Source organism: Amycolatopsis orientalis (genome assembly GCF_000943515.2).
In the GTDB taxonomy this organism is placed as follows: Bacteria; Actinomycetota; Actinomycetes; order Mycobacteriales; family Pseudonocardiaceae; genus Amycolatopsis; species Amycolatopsis orientalis.
Genome location: NZ_CP016174.1, coordinates 6,302,685 through 6,317,710 on the forward strand (window position 1 = coordinate 6,302,685; position 15,026 = coordinate 6,317,710).

At 68.6% G+C, this 15,026-nt stretch carries 13 protein-coding genes; 6 read left to right on the forward strand and 7 right to left on the reverse strand.

Features of this window, described 5'->3' with window-relative positions; genetic code table 11:
- The first annotated feature begins 222 nt into the window (after window positions 1–222).
- Window positions 223–1,044 carry a lytic transglycosylase domain-containing protein gene (locus tag SD37_RS27175; protein ID WP_236725127.1) on the forward strand — a complete coding sequence of 274 codons (822 nt, stop codon included), beginning with the start codon at window positions 223–225 and terminating at the stop codon, window positions 1,042–1,044.
- On the opposite strand, the gene SD37_RS27180 is transcribed toward SD37_RS27175, so the two are convergent.
- Genes SD37_RS27180 through SD37_RS27190 form a run of 3 tightly spaced genes read right to left on the reverse strand, consistent with a single transcriptional unit; the run spans window position 1,041 to window position 4,738 of the window.
- Window positions 1,041–2,393 (reverse strand): vWA domain-containing protein, encoded by a 1,353-nt coding sequence (locus tag SD37_RS27180; RefSeq protein ID WP_044849962.1) that lies wholly within the window; start codon window positions 2,391–2,393, stop codon window positions 1,041–1,043. The two genes, SD37_RS27175 and SD37_RS27180, sit on opposite strands and share 4 nt — an antisense overlap.
- Window positions 2,390–3,271 (reverse strand): AAA family ATPase, encoded by an 882-nt coding sequence (locus tag SD37_RS27185; RefSeq protein ID WP_044849963.1) that lies wholly within the window; start codon window positions 3,269–3,271, stop codon window positions 2,390–2,392. Before SD37_RS27185 ends, SD37_RS27180 begins: the two co-directional genes overlap by 4 nt.
- Window positions 3,272–3,292: 21 nt before the next feature.
- Window positions 3,293–4,738 (reverse strand): MFS transporter, encoded by a 1,446-nt coding sequence (locus SD37_RS27190; RefSeq protein ID WP_044849964.1) that lies wholly within the window; start codon window positions 4,736–4,738, stop codon window positions 3,293–3,295.
- A 62-nt stretch (window positions 4,739–4,800) separates the two neighbouring features.
- On the opposite strand from SD37_RS27190, the gene SD37_RS27195 reads away from it, so the two are divergent.
- The 5 genes from SD37_RS27195 (at window position 4,801) to SD37_RS27215 (ending at window position 10,015) form a co-directional block, all read left to right on the forward strand.
- On the forward strand, window positions 4,801–5,772 hold the full coding sequence (locus SD37_RS27195; RefSeq protein ID WP_236725128.1) for a helix-turn-helix transcriptional regulator: 972 nt from the start codon (window positions 4,801–4,803) through the stop codon (window positions 5,770–5,772).
- Window positions 5,769–6,800, forward strand: coding sequence for an L-glyceraldehyde 3-phosphate reductase (gene mgrA / locus SD37_RS27200; RefSeq protein ID WP_044849966.1), 1,032 nt, complete (start codon window positions 5,769–5,771; stop codon window positions 6,798–6,800). The genes SD37_RS27195 and mgrA overlap by 4 nt, the downstream gene beginning before the upstream one ends.
- A gap of 277 nt (window positions 6,801–7,077) precedes the next feature.
- Window positions 7,078–7,836 carry a class I SAM-dependent methyltransferase gene (locus tag SD37_RS27205; protein ID WP_065912996.1) on the forward strand — a complete coding sequence of 253 codons (759 nt, stop codon included), beginning with the start codon at window positions 7,078–7,080 and terminating at the stop codon, window positions 7,834–7,836.
- A 557-nt stretch (window positions 7,837–8,393) separates the two neighbouring features.
- Window positions 8,394–8,726 carry a hypothetical protein gene (locus SD37_RS27210; RefSeq protein WP_044849968.1) on the forward strand — a complete coding sequence of 111 codons (333 nt, stop codon included), beginning with the start codon at window positions 8,394–8,396 and terminating at the stop codon, window positions 8,724–8,726.
- Window positions 8,727–8,836: 110 nt separating this feature from the next.
- Window positions 8,837–10,015 carry an MFS transporter gene (locus SD37_RS27215; RefSeq protein ID WP_083255098.1) on the forward strand — a complete coding sequence of 393 codons (1,179 nt, stop codon included), beginning with the start codon at window positions 8,837–8,839 and terminating at the stop codon, window positions 10,013–10,015.
- On the opposite strand, the gene SD37_RS27220 is transcribed toward SD37_RS27215, so the two are convergent.
- From SD37_RS27220 to SD37_RS27235, 4 genes are all read right to left on the reverse strand, one after another.
- The gene (locus SD37_RS27220; protein WP_044849969.1) at window positions 9,975–10,787 is read right to left on the reverse strand and encodes an aldo/keto reductase; all 813 of its coding nucleotides are present in this window, start codon (window positions 10,785–10,787) and stop codon (window positions 9,975–9,977) included. The genes SD37_RS27215 and SD37_RS27220 overlap by 41 nt on opposite strands.
- 9 nt (window positions 10,788–10,796) lie before the next feature.
- Window positions 10,797–12,038: a PucR family transcriptional regulator gene (locus SD37_RS27225; protein ID WP_044849970.1), complete on the reverse strand. Its 1,242-nt coding sequence runs from the start codon at window positions 12,036–12,038 to the stop codon at window positions 10,797–10,799.
- Between the two features lie 140 nt (window positions 12,039–12,178).
- Entirely contained in the window at window positions 12,179–12,634 is a 456-nt protein-coding gene (locus tag SD37_RS27230; protein ID WP_044849971.1) for a (2Fe-2S)-binding protein, read from the reverse strand.
- Window positions 12,635–12,660: 26 nt separating this feature from the next.
- Window positions 12,661–14,907: a xanthine dehydrogenase family protein molybdopterin-binding subunit gene (locus SD37_RS27235; RefSeq protein ID WP_044849972.1), complete on the reverse strand. Its 2,247-nt coding sequence runs from the start codon at window positions 14,905–14,907 to the stop codon at window positions 12,661–12,663.
- Window positions 14,908–15,026 lie beyond the last annotated feature (119 nt).

Consider the following 15,026-nt stretch of genomic DNA (forward strand, 5'->3'; position numbering starts at 1 on the left):
GCCCTCGTTAAGAAACCTTCCTAACGCGGACTAGTGTCACCATCCGGCCGAACCGCTGTCAACCGGGTGAACGGCGTGAACTGGGCGCTCCGGGCATCGAGCCCCGCGTTTCGTCCTCTGGATGCGGTAGTTGCGCGTGCAACTACCGCATCCAGAGGACGAAACGCGGAGAGGGCGGCGGGCTTCACAACTTCTCCACAAGCGTCACGTACCGTGGAACCGGTGACCGCTTCGTCCCCTTCGACCCTGGACCTCGTGGGCCAGTGGCAACCGCCGCCCCGGAAACGTGGCCCGCGTGGCTGCGTGATGCTCACGTTGCTGGTGGTGGGCGCCTTGATGGCCGGAGTCGTGTGGGTGGCGGTCAGCCTCGGCGACCGCGAGCCGGTGCCGGTCAAACCGGAGTTCGTCGTCCCCGCCCTTCAGCCCGCGCCGCGTTCCGCGATCCCCGGTGACGCCGGACCGCTGCCCGCGGAGGCCGCGAAGGACGCCTGGATCGCGAAGGTGTCGGAGAACACGGACATCCCTTCACGCGCGCTTCGTGCCTACGTGAACGCCGCCGAGAAGACCGCGAAGACGACTCCGCGTTGCGAGATCACCTGGGCGACCATCGCCGGGATCGGCCGGACGGAGTCCCAGCACGCCCGGCACGACGGTTCCCGCGCCGGCGAGGACGGCGTCGTGACGCCGCCGATCATCGGCATCCCGCTCGACGGCTCCCCCGGGGTGCTCGCGGTGGTCGACACCGACAAGGGCGCCCTCGACGGCGACCCGAAGTGGGATCGCGCGGTCGGGCCGATGCAGTTCCTGCCCGCCACCTGGAAGCGGTACGGCGTCCGCGCGAACGGTGACGGCGCCGCGCCGGATCCGCAGAACATCGACGACGCCGCGCTGACGACGGCGCGGTACATGTGCGCGCGGGGCGGCGACCTCGGCAAGCCCGCCGGCTGGTGGAGCGCGGTGCTGACCTACAACAACTCCACCCAGTACGGGCAGGAAGTGTTCAGCAACGCCGACGCCTACGGGAAGGCTGCACTCAAGCCCTAAGCAGGCAACAACCTGGTCACCAGCCGGGTCAGCTGGTGCACGTTCCGGCATTCGTGCATTTCGACGACCTCCGCGTAGGCGTGCGCCTCGGAGTCCCCGGTGGACCACAGCGCGGTCCGCTCGGGATTGAGCCAGTACGTATGCCTCGCCGCGGCGGCGATTCCGCGCACGGCGTCGAGGTTCGGGTCGCCGCCGTTGGTCCTGGCGTCGCCGAGGATGAGCATGGATGTCTTGGGGCCCACGGCATCCGCGTAGCGCTCGGCGAATTCCCCCAGCGCGTGCCCGTAATCGCTGTGCCCGTCCCACCTGGTCAGCTCGGCGTCGGCGAGGATGCGCGCGCCCAGATCCTCCGGATCCGCGGCGCCGGTGTCGACGAGGTGGGTGATCTCGTCGCACGCGTCGATGAACGCGAACACCCGCACCTTGCTGAACTGATCGCGCAGCGCCTGCACGAGCAGCATGGTGAAGTTGGCGAAGCCGGCCACCGAACCCGACATGTCGCACAGCAGCACGATTTCCGGCCTCCCCGGCCGGTGCCGCCGGTACGACGGCCGCATCGGGACACCGCCGGTGGACAGCGAACGCCGCAGCGTCCGGCGCAGGTCGATCTGCCCGCGCGCGTGACGGCGGCGCCGGGCGGCCAGCCGGGTGGCGAGCTTGCGCGACAAGGGCTGCACGACGCGGCGGAGTTCGGCGAGCTGCGCGCGGCTGGCGAGCAGGAAGTCGACGCGGTCGGCGGCGGGCGGGACGGCGTGCCGTGAAACCCGTTCCCGGCCACGGACTTCCGCCACCCGGCGGCGTGCCTCGGTCCGGACGAGGCCGCGGAACCCTTCGACCCGGCGGCGGACGTCGTCACGGTCCAATCTGTCGGTGAACTCGTCCGAAGCTCCCGCTCGGATCGCTTCGAGCACCCGGACGACGAGCGTTTGCGGCTGGAGCCGTTCCAGCGTCTGGTGTGCCGACCAGCCGCCGGTCCCCGCCGTGCCGCTGCCGTACTCCCCCAGCATGTCGACGGCGAGCCCGGCCAGTTGCGTCAGTTCCGCTTGGTCGTTGTCGGCCAGCGCGGTGGCGAGGCGATCGCGCAACGCGGCCAGGTCGTCGACGGGGTCCTGCGACGGCGCGCCGACGCCGAGCGGGAAGAAGATGTCGAAGGTCGCGTCGAACACCGCGCGCTGCCCGCCGCGCCGGACCAGCGCCGCCGCGAGTCCCTCCCGCATCTGCTCACGGGAGGCGAGGCCCAGCACTTCGAGTGCCGCTGCGGCGTCGACCGTCTCACTGGGACCCGCCGGGATCCCGTGTTCCCGCAACGCTTCCACGAATTCGACGAGCCTGCCCGGCACGCCGCTCACGAGTCGAGGACCTTGCCGAGTTCCAGCCGCGCGTCCGCCTTCACGACGTCGTCCTGATGTTTGAGGATGACGCCGAGGCTCGCGCGGACGACGTCCTCGCCGAGCGTGTCGGCGCCGAGGGCCAGCAGGGTCCTGGCCCAGTCGATGGTCTCCGCGACCGACGGCGCCTTCCGCAGTTCCATCGCCCGCAGCGCGGTGATCACCTTGATCACCGACGCCGCGAGCGCGTCGTCGATACCCGGCACCTTGAGCCGCACGATGCGCTGTTCCAGTGCCGCGTCGGGGAAATCGATGTGCAGGAACAGGCAGCGCCGCCGCAGCGCCTCGGAAAGCTCCCGCGTCGCGTTCGAGGTCAGCACCACGAACGGCTTGCGCCCGGCGGTGATCGTGCCGAGTTCCGGGACGGTGATCTGGAAGTCGCCGAGGACCTCCAGCAGCAGGCCCTCGATCTCGACGTCGGCCTTGTCGGTCTCGTCGATGAGCAGGACCGTCGGCTCGTCGCCTTTGATGGCCGTCAGGAGCGGCCGGGCCAGCAGGAATTCCTCACCGAAGATGTCGTTGCGGGCTTCGTCCCATGTCTCGTCCTTGCCCGCGGTGATCCGGAGAAGCTGCTTCGCGTGGTTCCACTCGTACAGCGCGCGGGACTCGTCGACGCCTTCGTAGCACTGCAGCCGCACGAGCCGGGAGGCGCTCGCCTCCGCGACCGCCTTGGCAAGTTCGGTCTTGCCGACCCCCGCGGGGCCCTCGATCAGCAACGGCTTGCCGAGGGCGTCCGCGAGGAACACCGTGGTGGCGACGGCGGCCGAAGCCAGGTACCCGGTTTCGGCGAGCTTCGCCGTCACGTCTTCCACCGATGTGAAGTACCCGGTCCCAGCCACGCGGCCTCCCAGTTCGATCGCCTACCCGGCCGACTCTACGTCGCGGATCCGCTTCGGCAGCAGGAACCCGACCGCGAAGGTGAGCATCACCATCACCACGACCACCCAGAACGTCCGCTGGGCCGCGTCCGTCGGGTCGGCGGTGCCCGCGTCGAAGAACACCGTGCCGAGCAACGCCATCCCCAGCGCGCCGCCGACCTGCTGGAGCGAGGTCAGCGCGCCCGACGCCGATCCGGCCTCCGACGGTTCCACCGCGGACAGCGCGATCTCGAAGTACGGGCCCATGATCAGCCCGGAGCCGAGCCCGACCACCAGCAGCGCGGGGGCGATCAGCCACGGACCGGTGTCCGGGCCGAGGAGCAGCAGCAGGGCGGCCACGCCCGCGGCCATGATCAGCGCGCCGGTGTGCAGCACCTTGCGGCCGTGCCGGCGCACCACCTGCACCAGGCCCATCCCGGCGATCATCCCCAGCGACATCGGTACGCCGGTCAGACCGGCCTTGAGCGGCGAGAACCCGAGCCCGAGCTGCAGGTACAGGGTGAACACGAGACCGAAACCGGAGAACGCCGCGAAGTAGATCGTCCCGGTCGCCATCCCGGCGAGGAAGCTGCGCTTGCGGAACAGGCTCGGTTCGACCAGCGGGGCACCGCCGCGACGGCTCTTGCGCTTCTCGAACCAGGCGAAGACCGCGAAGACCGCGACCGAGGCGGCCATCATCGCGAACGTCCACAGCGGCCAGCCGTATTCGCGACCCTGCACCAGCGGGAAGACGATCAGCAGCGCACCGGTCGTGGCGAGCAGCGCGCCGGGGATGTCGAGGGTGAGCGAACCGCCAGGCCGGGACGCGGGCAGGAACTTCAGCGCGGCGAGCACGGCCAGCGCGCCGATCGGGAGGTTGATCAGGAAGATCATCCGCCAGCCGGTTCCGAAGAGGTCGGCGTCGACCAGCCAGCCGGCGAGGATCGGGCCACCGATCGCGGCCAGCCCCATGACCGGGCCGAACATGCCGAACGCGGACTGCAGTTCCTTGCCGGTGAACATCTCCTTCATCATCCCGAGGCCCTGCGGGACCATCGCGGCGCCGAACAGGCCCTGCACCACCCGTGCGGTGATGATCATCTCGGGGCTCACGGCGATCGCGCAGAACAGCGAACCGACGACGAAGCCGATCGCGCCGATCAGGAACATGCGCTTGCGGCCGAAGATGTCGCCGAGCCGTCCGCCGGTGAGCAGACCGGACACCATCGCGAGGGTGTAGGCCACGCCGAGCCACTGGATCATCGCCGTCCCACCGCCGAGCGAGGCACGCATGACCGGCCCGGCGATGCTCGTGACCGTCATGTCGAGCAGCTCCATGACCGAACCGGTCAGGATCACGAACAGGGCGGGCCAGCGCCAGCGGTACGGCGTTTCCGCGAGGGTGTTTTCCGAGGTCACGACGCTCGGGGTGTCCACTGTCATCGTCATGGGAGCAACGCTAAAGTCAATTCCGGCCACTTTCTGACCGGAATCGGAGCGAATCTGGATTCATGGCGAATACGAGTGCGCGGATGCTGCGGTTGCTGTCCCTGCTGCAGACACACCGCTTCTGGTCGGGAACCGAACTGAGCGACAAACTCGAGGTGAGCGAGCGGACGCTGAGACGCGACGTCGAACGGCTCCGCGAACTGGGCTATCCGGTCAACGCGAGCCGCGGCGTCGCGGGCGGCTACCAGCTGCGGTCGGGCACGGTCATGCCGCCGCTGCTGCTGGACGACGAGGAGGCCGTGGCGATCGCGGTCGGCCTGCGGACGGCGGCGAGCGGCTCGGTCGAGGGTATCGAGGAGACGTCGGTCCGGGCGCTGACGAAGGTCGTCCAGGTGATGCCGCCACGGCTGCGCAGACGCGTCGACGCGCTCCAGGCGTACACGACACCGGCGGCCGTCACGGGCCCGCGGGTCAACGCGGCCAGCCTGACGGTGATCGCGCAGGCCTGCCGGGACGACGAGCGGCTGAAGTTCGACTACGCGGCACGCGGTGGCGAGGAGTCCGCGCGGCTGGTCGAACCGCACCGGCTCGTCTCGCTCGGCCGCCGGTGGTACCTGGTGGCGTGGGACCTCGACAGGGTCGACTGGCGCACCTTCCGCGTCGACAGGCTCAGCGATCCGCGCACCACCGGAGCCCGCTACCGGCCGAGGGAGATCCCGGGCGGGGACGCGGTCAAGTTCGTCGAAGCGCAGATCAAGGCCAGGCCGACCACGCACACCCTGGTCGTCCGGGTCGACGCGCCGAAAGCGCAGGTCGAGGCGGCGGTGCGGTACCTCGGCGGCGCGCTGGAAGCGATCGACGAGCGGAGCTGCCGTCTGACGATGAACGTCGACACCTTCGACTGGCCCGTGCTGATCCTCGCCGCCATCGGCGCGCCCTTCGAGGTCGAGCGGCCGTCGGCCTTCAAAGATCACCTCGGCTCGGTCGCCGCGCTCTTCGCGCACGCGTCCGGACAGCTAGCATCGGGCGCGTGAGCACCTATGTCGCGGCCGAGGGCCGATACGAGAGCATCCCCTACCGCCGCACCGGGCGCAGCGGCCTGAAGCTGCCCGCGATCTCGCTGGGCCTGTGGCACAACTTCGGGCACGACAAACCGCTGGGCACGCAACGGGCCATCGCGCGGCGTGCGTTCGACCTGGGCATCACCCATTTCGACCTCGCCAACAACTACGGCCCGCCCTACGGCTCGGCCGAGGAGAACTTCGGCAGGCTGCTGGCGTCGGATTTCAAGCCGTACCGCGACGAACTCGTCATCTCGACCAAGGCGGGCTACGACATGTGGCCCGGCCCGTACGGCGAATGGGGCTCACGCAAGTACCTGCTGTCCTCTTTGGACCAATCGCTCGGCCGGATGGGCCTGGACTACGTCGACATCTTCTACTCACACCGCTTCGACCCGGACACACCGCTCGAAGAGACCGTCGGCGCCTTGGACACCGCCGTCCGCTCCGGTCGCGCGCTGTACGTCGGCATCTCGTCGTACTCGTCGGAGAAGACCGCCGAAGCCGCGCGGCTCCTGCGGGAACTGGGTACGCCGCTGTTGATCCACCAGCCGTCGTACTCGATGTTCAACCGGTGGCTCGAAGGCGACAAGCTGCTCGACACTCTCGAAGCCGAGGGTGCGGGCTGCATCGCGTTCTCGCCGCTGGCGCAGGGCATGCTGACCAGCCGCTACCTCGACGGGATCCCGAAGGATTCCCGTGCCGCGCAAGGCAAATCGCTGAACCCGGACACGATCACCGAGAGCACCCTCGGCAAGATCCGGGCGCTGAACGAGATCGCCGGGCGGCGCGGGCAGACGCTGGCGCAGCTCGCGCTCGCGTGGGGCCTGCGCGATCCGCGGATGACGTCGGTGCTGATCGGCGCGAGCAGTGTGGCGCAGCTGGAGGACAACGTCGGCGCGCTGAAGAACCTGCATTTCACCAACGAAGAACTGGCCGAGATCGACCGCTACGCCACCGAAGCCGACATCAACCTGTGGAAGCGGTCCACGGACGCGTGATCGGCTCACTGCTGTGAAGGTCACCTTGATGGCAGGCCCTGAAGGGGGTCGTGAGTGATAAAGAGCGTTAGAACGCTACTTATCACTCACGACCACATCCCGAAGACACGCAAACGGCTCAAGTTGGACACCTGTATCCGAAAGGTGTCTCTTGTGGACACCTGGAGTCGCGGCCGGCTTCCGTCAGCCAGTCCGGACCCGCGCCGGGGCACGCCATATTTGCCTTACCACCCGAAATCGCGTTGCCCCACCCGGCCGGAGCGCCGAGACTGCGGACATGACGTTCGAAGAGCTGCTCGCCGAAGGGGAGGCCGTCCCGGTCGAAGGCTGGGACTTCTCCTGGTTCGAAGGCCGGGCCACGGAGGAACGGCCGCCGTGGGGCTATTCACGCCTGCTCGGCGAGCGGATGGCGACTGCGGAAGCCGGTCTCGACCTGCAGACCGGCGGCGGCGAGGGGCTGGCCGGCATCCCGAAACCGCCGCCGGTCCTCGCCGCGACCGAAGGCTGGCCGCCGAACGTCGAGGTCGCCCGGAAGACCCTCGCACCCCTCGGCGGCGAGGTGGTCGAGGCGGCGTACGACGCGCCATTGCCGTTTCCCGACGAATCCTTCGACGTGGTGAGCAGCCGTCATCCGATCGAGAACCCCTGGCGGGAGATCGCGCGCGTCCTGAGGCCGGGCGGAACCTTTCTCTCGCAACAGATCGGTGCCGGGACCGTCCGGGAACTGAAGGAGTTCTTCCTCGGCCCACAGGACTACGGCGACTGGACGCCCGACGTGCTGCGGGTCGAGGCGGAAGCCGTCGGGCTGACGGTCGGGCGTCTCGAACCGGCGAAACTGCGGATGGAGTTCTTCGACCTCGCCGCTGTCGTGCACTTCCTGCGGAAGGTGATCTGGATCGTCCCCGGCTTCACTGTGGACGGTCATCGCGACAAACTCGCGGAACTCCACCGGATCATCGAAACCGACGGGAAGTTCGTCGCGCATTCGCGGCGAGTGCTCGTGGAGGCCGTCAAGGCCGGCCGCACGTTCGGGTGATCATCGGCTCGATGTGGCGATTTCCCATATCGCGGAACACATCTCGCAAGTCGTTAAATCGTTGTCACGCCATCGCGCGATCTATAGCGGAATGTCTTCGCCAGGCTCCATCCACCCGGTAACGTCGGTTCGCGTGATCATTCGACCGCACTCGATGAGTCTCGCGGCTTTTGCTCTGGCCCCGCTCCTTCTCACACCGGGAGTTCCACTGCCACTACAGAAGTCACTCACGCTGTCACCTTCACGGGCCTCATCAGCAACACGATCCCCGCGCCACACTGCGAACTCAAAACCGGAAACACCTACCTACGCACTTCAGGAGCCAAGAAAGTCGTTGACTTCAAGCCGAAGATAACCTGCGACGAGATCATGGACACCATCTCCCTGACCGGCCAGATGTACGCCGTGATCGGCGGGACGACAACTGCGACGGCACCGGGAACACGGTCTGGTTCGGCAGGGCTTCAGTGAACGCGGTTTGACGCGGTATCCCCCAAGCCGCGGTCGTGGACAGCCCGACGGCAACTCTTCCGTGCGGGGTATGACATCCTCTCGCCATGAAGGTGACCGATGGATACACGGGATCCGGGAATGTCGTCAGCATCGAGGCGCCCAGCTACCTGGTCGAATTCTGGCGCGCCATCGCCGACGGCACCGGGCATGACACGTGGGACGCCGTCGAATACGAACTCACCGAATGCGATGTCCATGACGCACTGCGCTGGGCGCGCGAGAACGCACCCTCCGGCGCGACCGTCCACACCGTGCTCTACGCCTGCTATCGGCAGCCGGCGGGCTCCGCCGAATCCGACGTCCACATCCTGCTGGCCGGCTCCGACCCGAGCAAGATACCCACGTCGACCACCACGCTCACCTGGCCGACCACCTGAAGTGCTTCGCGGCGAGTGCTCGTGGAGGCCGTCAAGTCCGACCACACCTTCGGGTGATCGCCGTCGTCCTGTCTTGAGCCGGTCCGCCCGTAGGTGCGATACCTGCGGTCGTGCCCAGCTCCGCACCGCGCCAGCTGGCGCTCACCTCCGCCGCGCAGATCCTCGCCATGGGACTGTGGTTCTCCGCGTCGAGCGTCGTCCCCGCCCTGCGTGCGGAATGGGCGCTCTCCACGCAGGGCACCGTGCTCCTCACCGCTTCGGTGCAGGTCGGTTTCGCGGCGGGGGCGCTGGTCTCGGCCGTCGCCAACCTCGCGGACCGGCTGCGGCCTGAACGGCTACTCGCCGCGAGCGCCGCGACTGGTGCGCTGCTGACACTGATGTTTCCGTTGTGCGGTAACCAGTTCTGGCTCGCGGTGCTGCTGCGGTTCGGCACCGGGATGGCGCTGGCCGGGGTCTACCCGGTCGGGATGAAGATCGTCGTCTCGTGGTTCCCCGGCAGCCGCGGTCTCGCACTCGGCGTGCTGCTGGCCGCGCTCGCGCTCGGCTCGGCGTCACCTCATCTGCTGGCCGGGAACCTGCCGGACTGGCGGACGGTGCTCGTCGTCGCCGCTCTTCTCGCCCTCGGCGCGGCGGTGCTGGCCGCGTTCTTCGTCCGCGTCGGCCCCGCCGTCCGGCGCTCACCGCCCTGGGAACCGGCGTACCTCGTCACGATGGCGCGCGACCGGCGGCAACGGCTGATCGCGCTCGGCTACTTCGGACACATGTGGGAGCTTTACGCGTTCTGGACCTGGATCCCCGCCTACGCGGCGGCCGCGTCTCAAGGCTCGGTGAGCCTGCTCGCGTTCACCGTCATCGGTGTCGGCGGAGCGATCGGCTGTCTGCTCGGCGGCACGCTCTCGGACCGGTTCGGGAGGATCGACGTCGCGCTCGTGGCACTGGCCGTCAGCGGGGCGTGCTGCCTGCTCTCGGTGTTCGCCTTCGACGCTCATCCGGCGGTGCTGGGCACCTTGCTGTTCGTCTGGGGTGTCGCCGCGATCGCCGACTCCGGCCAGTTCTCCGCCGCGTTGAGCGAAGCCGCGGATCCCCGCTACGTCGGCACCGCGCTCACCGCTCAGACGGCGATCGGGTTCCTGGTCAGCGCGCTGACCATCCAGGGCCTGCCGGTACTCGCCGACATCGTCGGCTGGCGGGCGGCGGCGCCGATCCTGGCGATCGGGCCGCTGCTGGGCGTGGTCGCCATGGCGCGGCTCAGGTCCCCAGCCGCCGCAGATGCTCGTCCGTCAGCTTGATCTCCGCGGCGGCGAAGTTCTCCTCCAGGTGCGCGATCTTCGTCGTACCCGGGATCGGCAGGATCACCGGCGACCGCGCGAGCAGCCACGCGAGCCCGACCTGCGCCGTGGTCACCCCCAGCTCCGCGGCGACCACGGCGATCCCGGCGGTGGCCTTTGACGCGGCGCCGAGCACGGGACGCCAAGGCAGGAAAGCGATCCCGGCCGCCTCGCACGCGTCCAACACCGCTTCGTACGAGCGGTCCAAGAGACTGTACCGGTTCTGCACACTCGCGATGTCCACGATCTCCCGCGCCCGCGCGAGTTCGTCCACGGTGACTTCGGACAGCCCGATCCGGCCGATCTTGCCCTCGTCACGCAAATCCCGTAGCGCTCCGAGTTGGTCGGCCAGCGGGGTCTCCGGGTCGATGCGGTGCAGTTGCAGCAGCTCGATCCGCTCGACACGCAGCCGCCGCAGCCCGTCGTCGACCTGCACCCGCAGCGATTCCGGCCGGGCGTCGTACTTCCAGTCGTCCCCGGTCCGCACGACACCGACCTTGGTGGTGACCACCAGATCTTCCGGGTATGGATGAAGCGCTTCGGCGAGCAGTTCCTCGTTGGCGCCACCGCCGTACAGGTGCGCGGTGTCGATCAGCGTGACGCCGAGTTCGACCGCGCGCCGTGCGACGGCGATCGCGTTCTCGCGCGCGGGACCGCTTTCGGTCGGCAGGTGCATGGCGCCGAAGCCGAGACGGTGCACGGTCAGGTCTCCGCCGATGGCGAATTCGTTCATGGAGGAAACCTAGCGCAGCGGATCCCGTGGCGAAGGCAGATGGGAAGTGTCCGGGAACATGTGGAGCGCGCGCAGGGCGGCGCCGAGTTCGGCGATGTCGGCCGGATCGGTCAGCGAACGGCCGAGTTCCTCGGTGATCCGCTTCAGGCGGTGCCGGATCGTGTTGGGGTGGCAGAACATCCGCTCCGACGTCAGTTTCGTGGAGCCCTGGCATTCGAACCACGCCCGCAACGTCAGCAGCAGCACGTTGCGGTCGTCGCCGGGCAGGTCCAGGATCGGCCGCAGCACGTGATGCGCGAGCTGCACCGACGCCTCCGGCGCGCTGGCGACCAGACCGGCGAGCGGGGATTCGTTGAACTGCACCATTCCCGTCGTCCCCGGCAGCATGCTGGAGAGCGCGACCCGCGCCAGGTGCAGCGCGCGGGAGGTGTTCCCGAGTCCGGTGAACACCGGGCTGACCCCGATGCGGCCACTCGAATTCTCCCGCAGCAACTCGATGATCACCTGCGAAGCCGACGGATCCCGCATCGACACGACGCCGACCTGCAGATCCGGGGTGAGCCGCCAGGCGGACGCGTGATGCCGGTCGCGGAGCCGGTTTTCGATCTGTGGCAAAGGTTCGTGCCCGACGCGCGGGGTTTCCGCGGCGACCACCACATACGTCCCGTCGAGCGCGAGTTCGAGCACCCGCGCGATGTCCCACAACGTCCCCTCGGTGGCCGCGCCACCGGCGAACAGCGCTTCGACCAACGCGGACCGTCTGCTTTGGTGCGCCAGCATGACTTCGGCGGTGGTGTCGCGATAGCTCGTCGTCAGCGCCTCGGCGTAATCGTCGATCAGCGCCCAGATCGCCGCCGTCGCGGCGACGAGCCCGCGAAGATCCTGATGCTCCTCCGAAGCGGTCAGTTCGACGAACCGGTTCCACACCTCGGTGAGCCCGATCCGGTACGCCCGCAACAGTTCCGGCAGCGGGGCGCCCTGCAGGGCCCGCGCCCGCCCGGTCGCCCGCGCCTGCGCGAGGTCGGGCTCCTCCGTACCGCGCAGGGTCCGCATGACGTACCCGAGGTTGTCCCGCACCGACGTCCGCAGTTCGGCGAGCGAGACGAACTGCGCGTCGCGGTACACCGGCATCTCGGCACGGATCTGCTCGACAGTGCTGTCGATGAGCCCGGGAAGCTGCTTCTCGACCTCGACGGCCAGTTCGGCGACGACGGCGGGCGAGCCTTCGCGGAGCACAGTTCGATAGTGCATGGACGTCCTCCGGGGCAGGGACTCCTCGTCGAGTCCCTGGGGACGTCATCTAACACGACTTCCCCGGACGTGGCCTGTCGAAGTCGCGAGGCGCCGCCGGTGCGGCGAAAACCCGGATTTTTCGCCGCACCGGCGGGTTTTCACATCTTCGCCGCCGCGCTCTTGATGGCCTCGCGGATCCGGAAATAGGTACCGCACCGGCAGACGTTCTGGATCGCGTCGATCTCGGCATCCGTCGGGTTCTTCGTCTTCTTCAGCAACGCCACCGCGGCCATGATCTGCCCGGGCTGACAGTAGCCGCACTGCGCGACGTCCTGCTCCAGCCAGGCCTCCTGCACCGGATGCAGATCCTCGCCGTCGGCGAGGCCTTCGATCGTCGTGACCTCCTTGCCCGCACAGTCGGACACCGGCGTCACGCACGGGTTGAACGCCTCGCCGTCGAGGTGACTGGTGCAGGCCTTGCAGACGTTGATCCCGCAGCCGTATTTCGGGCCGCGGACGCCGAGTTTGTCCCGCAGCGCCCACAGCATGGGCAGATCCGCGGGCGCGTCGACGGTGACGGTCTTCCCGTTCACCGTGAAGGTGTAGTTGGGCATCGGAACTCCTTGGCGGGGAAGGAAAGTCAGCGAGGGAAGGGCTCGAAGTCGACGGGGAAGTTGATCGGGAAGCTACGCGGCTTGATCCCGGTTGCCCGGGCATAGGCGTTCGCGATCGCGCCGACCGGCGCCGGTACGCCGAGTTCGCCGGCCCCGCCGATCTCGCCCGTCTCCGGCATCACGAACACCTTGACGTCCATCGGCGAGTTCTTCTGCCGCGCGTAGTGGAACTGCGAGTAGCTGCCCTCCAGCGGCAGCCCCTTGTCGATGTGCAGCCCGGCGGTCAGCGTCGTGGAGATGCCGTCGGTCAGACCGCCGAGCATCTGCGCCTCGATCCCGCGCGGGTTGATCGGCTTGCCGACGTCCACCGCGATGGTCGCCTTGGTGACGCGCGGTTTCTTCGGGTCGCGGGCGTCCATTTCGACGAGGCAGGCCGTGTAGGACTTGTACTCGCCGTGCACGGCGACGCCCTGCGCGAAGCCTTTGGGCATCTTCTTGCCCCACTCACCGAGTTCGGCGACCTTGTCCAGCACGGCGCGCTGCCGCTCGTTCTTGATGAACTCGCGCCGGAACGCCACCGGATCCTTTCCGAGCTTCGCGGCGATCTCGTCGACCATGATCTCTTCCGCGCCGCGCGTGCTCGACGAGTACACCGACCGCCAGGCGCCGGTGTGGAAGTCCACCGGGACCTCGTTGAGCAGCTGAGTGGTGACGCCGAAGTTGTACGGCGACTTCACGGTCAGGAGGAACACCGTCTGCGCGAAGCTCAGGTTGCCGCCGACCGGCAGCTCCGCGGCGAAGGCGGTGAGGACCTCGCCGAGCCCGTGGCCCCAGTCGGTCTCCACGCTGGCGACGCGGTGCTCGAAGGTGAGGACCTGGCCGAGCGCGAAGGTGGCGCGGATCTTGTGGTGGCTCGCGGCGCGGGCGCGGCCGTGGCGCATGTCGTCGATCCGGCTCCACATCAGCCGCACCGGCCGCTTCATCGCCTTCGAGATACGCGCGGCCTCGATCGCGCCGTCGGAGAAGAGCCTGCGCCCGAACGAACCGCCCGCCTGCTGGACGTGCACGGTGACCTTGTTCTCCGGCAGGCCGAGTTCCCGCGCGATGGTCTGCTTCGCGAGGATCGGCACCTTCATCCCGGACCAGATGGTCGCGCTGTCCTCCCGGACGTCGGCGACCGCGGAGTTGGTCTCCAGCGGTGCGTGGCTGGCGAAGGCGAAGTCGAATTCGCCGTCGACGTACTGGGTCAGCAGCGGCGGTACGGCGAACGGCAGCGCGGCGGCCTGCAGCTTCTTTTTGATCGTCGCGTTGTTCTCACCGTCGACGGTGCCGGCGTTCCAGGTGACGTCGAGCGCGTTCTTGCCGTCGAGCGCCTGACCGAAGGTCTCCGCCATCACCGCGACCCCGGTCTGGATCACGGCGATGTCGATGATGCCGGGCATCGCGCGCACGGCGGCCTCGTTGTTGACCTTCTTGACCGTGCCGTTGATGGTCGGCGGACGGCGGACCATCACCGGTTTCGCACCGGGGATGTCCAGGTCGAGGGTGTACTTGAGCTGCCCGGTGACCATCGCGCGGGCGTCCTTGCGCGACTGCGGCGTACCGACCAGCTTGTGCTCGGACTCCGCCTTCGGGGTCACCGTGAGCTTGCCCAGATCGGCGCGGGCGGCGGGCTTGGACAGCGCGCCGTAGCTCATCCGCCGTCCATCCGGCGCGAGCACCGAACCATCCCTTGTGGACAGACGTTCGGCGTTGACGCCCCATTCGCGCGCGGCCGTCGCGACCAGGCGGGTACGAGCGGCGGCGGCCGCGGTCCGCACCGGCGTGTAGAGCGAGCGCATCGTGTTGGAGCCGCCGGTCAGCTGGTTGAACAGCAGTTCGGAGCGGGCGTCGGAGAGCACGACGTCGACGCGGTCGAGCGGCAGGTCCAGCTCCTCGGCGACCAGCATCGCGTTCGCCGTCGTGATGCCCTGGCCGACCTCGGTCCGCGGAAGTTCCAGCCGTACGCGGCCGTCTTCGCGGACTTCGAGCACGAGCAGGTTGGCAGTGGGGGCGTTCGAGAGGATCAGGACGTCACCGAGGTCGAGGATCTCGGCCGGACCGGGCAGGGTCGGGATGACGGCTTCGGCCTCTTCGGGGGCGAAGCCGTCGATACCGAGCTTCGTCGCGATCGTGAGGGTGGGCGCGGCGACGAGGAAGCTCAGGAACCGGCGACGGCCGAGGCCGCCGGAATCCGGAGCCTCGCCTGCGGTTCCAGTGGTGGGACTTGCCATCGGGAAGATCCCTTCGAGAGCGCGCGGAGAAGGCGGGGACCCTCGCGCGGCCTGGGGTTGGATGGCGACACGCTAGGCAGTGGCATTCGGCCTAGTCAACGCGGAGTAGTCGTGTCGGC